General features: G+C 52.0%; 7 protein-coding genes and 2 pseudogenes. 3 read left to right on the top strand and 6 right to left on the bottom strand.

Annotated elements, in window-relative coordinates; all coding sequences use genetic code 11:
- Positions 1–207, top strand: a pseudogene (locus tag R3177_RS12580) (phosphohydrolase); the annotation flags it as partial.
- Here the strand turns inward: R3177_RS12580 and R3177_RS12575 are convergent.
- Positions 198–959, bottom strand: coding sequence for a general secretion pathway protein GspB (locus R3177_RS12575; protein ID WP_318971375.1), 762 nt, complete (start codon positions 957–959; stop codon positions 198–200). The pseudogene R3177_RS12580 and the gene R3177_RS12575 sit on opposite strands and share 10 nt — an antisense overlap.
- A gap of 17 nt (positions 960–976) precedes the next feature.
- Positions 977–1,909 carry an ExeA family protein gene (locus R3177_RS12570; protein ID WP_318971374.1) on the bottom strand — a complete coding sequence of 311 codons (933 nt, stop codon included), beginning with the start codon at positions 1,907–1,909 and terminating at the stop codon, positions 977–979.
- A 79-nt stretch (positions 1,910–1,988) separates the two neighbouring features.
- Here R3177_RS12570 and R3177_RS12565 point away from each other — a divergent pair, with 79 nt between their 5' ends.
- Positions 1,989–3,245 (top strand): multifunctional CCA addition/repair protein, encoded by a 1,257-nt coding sequence (locus R3177_RS12565; RefSeq protein WP_318971373.1) that lies wholly within the window; start codon positions 1,989–1,991, stop codon positions 3,243–3,245.
- Here the strand turns inward: R3177_RS12565 and R3177_RS12560 are convergent.
- Genes R3177_RS12560 through folB form a run of 3 tightly spaced genes read right to left on the bottom strand, consistent with a single transcriptional unit; the run spans position 3,217 to position 4,882 of the window.
- Positions 3,217–4,023 carry an undecaprenyl-diphosphate phosphatase gene (locus R3177_RS12560; protein WP_318971376.1) on the bottom strand — a complete coding sequence of 269 codons (807 nt, stop codon included), beginning with the start codon at positions 4,021–4,023 and terminating at the stop codon, positions 3,217–3,219. The two genes, R3177_RS12565 and R3177_RS12560, sit on opposite strands and share 29 nt — an antisense overlap.
- Positions 4,020–4,517 (bottom strand): 2-amino-4-hydroxy-6-hydroxymethyldihydropteridine diphosphokinase, encoded by a 498-nt coding sequence (gene folK, locus R3177_RS12555; protein WP_318971372.1) that lies wholly within the window; start codon positions 4,515–4,517, stop codon positions 4,020–4,022. The genes R3177_RS12560 and folK overlap by 4 nt, the downstream gene beginning before the upstream one ends.
- A complete protein-coding gene (folB, locus tag R3177_RS12550) occupies positions 4,517–4,882 on the bottom strand; it encodes a dihydroneopterin aldolase (protein ID WP_318971371.1) in 366 nt (121 codons plus the stop codon). Before folB ends, folK begins: the two co-directional genes overlap by 1 nt.
- 138 nt (positions 4,883–5,020) lie before the next feature.
- Between folB and plsY the strand changes: the two genes are divergently transcribed.
- A complete protein-coding gene (plsY, locus tag R3177_RS12545; RefSeq protein WP_318971370.1) occupies positions 5,021–5,626 on the top strand; it encodes a glycerol-3-phosphate 1-O-acyltransferase PlsY in 606 nt (201 codons plus the stop codon).
- Positions 5,627–5,845: 219 nt separating this feature from the next.
- Here plsY and R3177_RS12540 read toward each other — a convergent pair.
- Positions 5,846–5,985: pseudogene (locus R3177_RS12540) on the bottom strand (tRNA (adenosine(37)-N6)-threonylcarbamoyltransferase complex transferase subunit TsaD); the annotation flags it as partial.

The following is a 5,985-nucleotide window of genomic DNA, read 5'->3' as shown; positions in this document are numbered from 1 at the left end:
GTCAGGCTGACGACAGGTAAGTTAGCATTGGTACTGGAAAATAACCCGAAAAAACCGACTCAGCCAAAAGTAAAGCTGTTTTACCACAGCGTCCATCAACATCATATCATCCCCAAGATTATTGACTTATCGCGCCAGCAGGAAGAACATATTGAAGGCTGTGTCGATTTAAAAAAATACGGGCTGGATGTGCGGAACTATTTGTAGTCAGTCAGCGCTGGCATACTGAAAAACTCATTGCCCATCTTCAGCAGCACATAATGCGGTGTAATCTCAGATAACTGAATATCCGCTGTCACCCATTGCCCTTCCTGTAAGCTTTTACCATTAACCTTAACCCAGCGCTGGGAACTCTGGGTTGCATAAACATGCGCTTCAAATCTCAACGGCGGTATCCGTTGCTGCAGCGCCGGAGCTAATTCACTGATATCCTGTGCCGGAGCACTATTTGTCCGCACCACAGAGCGGGACGGCCGGTTATCAATGTCACTGGCTGCCATCGCAGAGGCAAAGCGCTGACGTAACTCATCAGAGACTTCAACCTCAGGTTGAGCTGGCTGCTCTGTCTGTACAACAGGCTGCCCGGTTTGCTTCGCGACAGCAGGTACTGTCACGCTGACCATCTCAGGTTCAACTTTAAGCTGTTCCTGCACTGGCTGCGGGTCAGCCTGCTGGCTGACAGGTTCAGCCTGGGTGTTGCTTTGAGCACTGAGCAGAACAGCTGCAATACGGGTACTCTCTGCCAACTCCGGCTCTGCCGGCGGGCTGACGCTTAAGGTGTTCTCAGTTTGGGCGACCTGTTTGCTTTGCCACCAACTGGCCAACCCCACGCCCAACAGCACTGCCAGCACAAAGCCCAGCAGTAATGCCAGATTGCGCCAGCCGGTTGCAATGGCTGCACCGGCAGACGCAGTGGCCGGCTGTACCTGTTGTTTCAGTGCATCCATTAAAATAGACAAGGTTAGCCCCTTTACTTTTAGCCTTGAAATACCGGCATTAAAACCAGCGCCAGTAAAAACCCGACAACTATACCAGTGCCGGCCAGCATCGGCCACAACCAGGCAGGTAATGGCGGGCGGACCGAAGCTGCCCCCACGCTATTAACTGCCAGCACTTCAGCTGCAGCCCGCTGCACCTGTGCCACGTCAACTAACGGCTTTTGCTGGCTGTAAGCGGCCAGCATAGCGCGGTCTGCCAACAGGTTAAGCAAACGGGGTATGCCACCACTTTGCTGGTAAAGCGCGCTAACCGCTTTGCTACTGAATACCGGCCTGCTGCAGCCAGCTACCTGCAACCGGTATTTCAGATAATGTTGCACTTCATTCAAATCAAGCGGCAACAGATGGTAGCGGGCGGTGATCCGCTGGGCTAACTGACGTAAGTCATTGCGCTGCAACAAGTGTTGCAGCTCAGGCTGACCGATTAGAATAACCTGCAATAATTTTCTGGTATTAGTTTCAAGGTTGGTTAACAGCCGCAGCTGCTCCAGCACGGCCGGCTGTAAATGTTGCGCTTCATCAATAATTAAAATGGTTTTTTTGCCCGCCTGATGATTTTTCTGCAGCCGCTGGGTAATTTTATCGCCCAGCAGTTTTAAGCTGGCATCTGCTTTTTTATAGCGGATTTTCAGTTCGTCACAAATCGCTGCCAGCAACTCCAGCTCCGATAACGTCGGGTTCAGAATAAAGGCGACATCAGTAGTCTCATCCAGCTCCTGCAGCAATGAACGTGATACTGTGGTTTTGCCGGTACCGACTTCACCGGTAAGTAATACAAAACCGCCTGCATCGCCCAGGCCATAACGCAAATGAGCCAGCGCCTCGGTATGCCGGGCGCCCAGATACATAAAATCCGGGTTAGGAGCAATCGAAAAAGGGGGACTGGTTAGACCGAAAAAACCGGTATACATCAAAGCATCCTGGGTTAATAACGCTGCAAAATTGACTGACAGCGCTATAATGGCAAAAAATAAGCAATCAGGAAAGCATGTGCAGATATATCTTGTTGGCGGTGCAGTGCGTGATGAGCTGCTGGGTTATCCATTTAATGAGCGGGACTGGGTCGTTGTGGGTGCCACTGCGGAGCAAATGCTGGCCGCAGGTTATCAGCAGGTGGGCAAAGACTTCCCGGTTTTTTTGCACCCCAAAACCAGAGAAGAACATGCCCTGGCCCGCACCGAACGTAAAAACGGCCAAGGTTACACCGGGTTCAGCGTTCATGCCGCCCCGGATGTTACCCTGGAGCAGGATTTACAGCGACGTGATCTGACAATTAACGCGATGGCAAAAGACAGTGATGGTAATATCATTGACCCTTATGGTGGCCAGGCTGATATTGAGCAGAAAATACTGCGTCACGTCTCCGATGCTTTTGCCGAAGATCCGCTGCGGGTGCTGCGGGTTGCCCGCTTTTATGCCCGTTATGCGGATCTGGGTTTCAGTGTCGCTGGCGAGACACTGGCGTTGATGCGCAAGCTTAGTGACAGTGGCGAGCTGACCACCTTAAGTCCGGAGCGGGTCTGGCAGGAAACGGCGAAAGCATTAAGCTGTCAACGCCCCGCGGCTTATTTTCAGTTACTTTATAACTGTGGCGCACTGAAAACCCTGATGCCTGAACTGGCCGCATTATGGGGCGTACCGCAACCGGCAAAATGGCACCCGGAAATCGACACCGGCGTGCACACCCTGCTGGTGCTGGAGCAGGCAGCGGCCTTGTCAGACAAGTTAACTATCCGCTTCGCCGCCCTGGTACATGATTTAGGCAAAGGGGTGACAGCAGCAGAACTGCTGCCAGCGCATCATGGCCACGAGTATACCGGCCTGACGCTCATTGAGCAGTTGTGCCAGCGGCTGCGGGTACCCAACGATTGTAAAGAACTGGCGTTAAAAGTCTGTGAGTATCATCAGCTGGTACATAAAGCCCGCGAATTAAAACCGGCCACGGTGTTAAAGCTGTTTAATGGCGTTGATGTCTGGCGTAAACCTCAACAACTGGAAGATGTGCTGTTGTGCTGCACAGCCGATTTACGCGGCCGCACCACCTTTGAACAGGCCGACTATCCGCAAGCCGCGTACCTGCAACAGCTGGCAAAGGCTGCCTCAGCAGTTGATGTCGGGGCAATCGTTGCCAGTGGCCTGCAGGGACAAGCCATCGGCGAGGCTATCCAGCGGGCGCGTCTGGCTGCTATCACCGGGGCAAAACTGGCCTGGCAACAGACTAACCCGCAAACCAGCCAAGAAAAATAAGAAGGCCGACACCTAAGATAAGCCGGTATATAACAAAGGGCAGCATGCCCATCCGGCTGATAATTTTCAGAAAGAAATGAATACAAAACAGGGCACTGCAAAACGCCAGGCCGGTGCCAAGGAAAATGGCATTTAAGTCAAAACGCTCGGGCTCAGCCATTAATTTCGTTGTCTGGTAACCACCACTTAACGCGATGATCGGAATAGAAAGCAAAAAAGAAAACCTTGCCGCACTGACCTTGTCCAGCCCCAGCAGCATTGCTGCCGTCATAGTGATACCTGAGCGCGAGGTGCCGGGAATTAACGAGATGGCCTGCGCAACGCCGATAAATAACGCCTGGCGCCAGTTTAACTGTTCCATATTCTGATTTTGCTTTGCAGTGGCATCAGCCCACCACAACGCCAAACCGAAAATAATCGTGGTAGCCGCCAGCACCCAGGGTGAACGCAGATAGCTTTCAATATAATCTGCTGCCAGCAAACCGGCCAGGCCCGCCGGGATAGTCGCCAGAATAACCCACCAGGCCAGTTTACTGTCAGTGCTGTGCCGACCGCCCAGACTTTGCAGCCAGCCGACTATCAACCGGCCAATATCCTGCCGGAAATACCAGACCACCGCCAGTAAGGTACCAACATGCACCGCCACATCAAACGCAATGCCCTGATCCTGCCAGCCGAAAATGGCTGAGGGTAAAATAAGGTGGGCTGACGATGAAATAGGCAAAAACTCAGTTAAGCCCTGCAGGATGGCTAAAATAATAACTTCCACTGTACTCAACGACATTCTCTCCAGTTAAAAGGCACAGGCCAGATTTTTTGTTTGTTTTTAGGGTAAGCCTGCCATAACTCAGCATAGCGCTGGTTTGTCAGCGGATGAATAGCGTCAGGAGCCAGTTCGGCCATCGGCCATAACACAAAGGCATTTTCAGTAATTTCGCCGCGGGGCAGAATAACCGGCTGGTCACAGCAAACCTGATCGTACGTCAGTAAATCTAAATCGAGGGTACGGCCACAAAATTTCTCAGCGCCGCGAATACGACCATGGCTGTCTTCAATCTGCTTTAACACCTGCACACAATCGGCAATGGCTAACTCGGTATCTGTGACAGCGACCAGATTATAAAAGGCATCGCCATTAAAACCGACCGCTTCGCTCTCATACACCGAAGACAGCTGGATCTCGCCAAAGTACTGCCTGAGTGATAACACCCCGGCACGGATATAGTGGTCACGCTCGGTGTTACTGCCAATACTGATAAAAATACGGGCCATCAGCTGTGTTCCTGCTGTGCTGTCCGGACAATATGCACGCCCACAGTTTGTGCCTGAGCAACGGCACCGGGTTTGCTGACGGTTACCTCTACCTTGCTGGTGGCAAACTCTGTTAACAACATAGCAGCGACTTTTTCAGCGACGGTTTCTATCAGCTCGATTGGCTCGGCGGTGATTAGCGCCGTTACTTTTTCGGCAATCACTGCATAATCCAGGGTCAGACTAATGTCGTCGCCTGCCGCCGCAGTGCGCTGGTCTGTTGTTAAGCTTAAATCAAGTAGCAGCCGTTGTTGAATGGATTTTTCCCAGTCATACACGCCAATAATGGTGTCGACTTGTAGCTGTTTTATAAAAACTATGTCCATTCAGTTAAATCCGGATTGCGTTATTTTTCGTTTCAGGTAGGCTGGTCGGATAGGTAAAACGCCACCAAGCTCTGTATCCTGCTGCTGTACAGCGAGCTGCAATCTTATCGCAAAAACTGGTGCTGAGGAACCGTCGAAATGACCGTGCTGATCGTAATTATGATGTTGGCCGCCTATTTAATGGGTTCGGTGTCATCAGCAGTGCTGGTCTGTCAGCTGTTCCGGCTGCCCGATCCCCGTTTTCATGGCTCAGGTAACCCCGGCGCCACTAATGTGTTACGGCTGGGTGGCGCAGTACCGGCAGTGCTGGTATTACTGTTCGATATTCTAAAAGGCACTATCCCGGTTTGGGGCTCGTATTTTCTGCAGATTGAACCCGTCTGGCTGGGCGCTATCGCCATCTGTGCCTGCTTAGGCCACATTTACCCGGTCTTTTTTGGTTTTAGAGGCGGCAAAGCCGTGGCCACCGCTTTTGGTGCCATGATGCCGATTGGCCTCGATCTGGCTGGCTTACTGATTGCCAGCTGGGTATTGCTGGTCGCGCTCAGCGGTTACTCATCGTTAGCCGCTATCATAACCGTGGCACTGGCGCCGCTGTTCACCTGGTGGATCAAACCGTTATATACCGTGCCGGTCATTATGCTGAGCATTCTGATTATCGCCCGCCACCGCGAAAATATTGTCCGGCTGTATCAGGGCAAAGAAAGCAAAGTGTGGGACAAAAGTAAGCGTATTCGCGAATAAAAAATATCAAGACTCATAAAGCGAGGTTGGAATCCCGATTTGGGCGCCACAGAGTGACTGAGTGAGTGCGCCAGCGCGAGCGATAAATTCGTCTGGAGCGAATTTGAACAGCTTTAGCTGGCTCGGTGAGGGCAGGATGCCCGAGATAGTTGCAGTGGCGAGCCAAAGCGGGAGTTGCCACCGAAGCCAACACCACGACTTCTATAGTTCTTTGTCTATTCAGACCGGTGCGAGATCCTGCATGGGCCAGCGTGGGGTTACGCCAATCGTCAGGTCTTGCTGCTGCCCTGCTTTTAACCGCTGATAACCGGCATAGGCAATCATGGCTCCGTTGTCGGTACAAAACTCTTTGCGTGGAT

Origin of the sequence: Arsukibacterium sp. (assembly GCF_033722355.1) — a bacterium.
Classification (GTDB): Bacteria; Pseudomonadota; Gammaproteobacteria; order Enterobacterales; family Alteromonadaceae; genus Alishewanella.
This window is presented reverse-complemented; position numbering and strand designations above follow the sequence as displayed.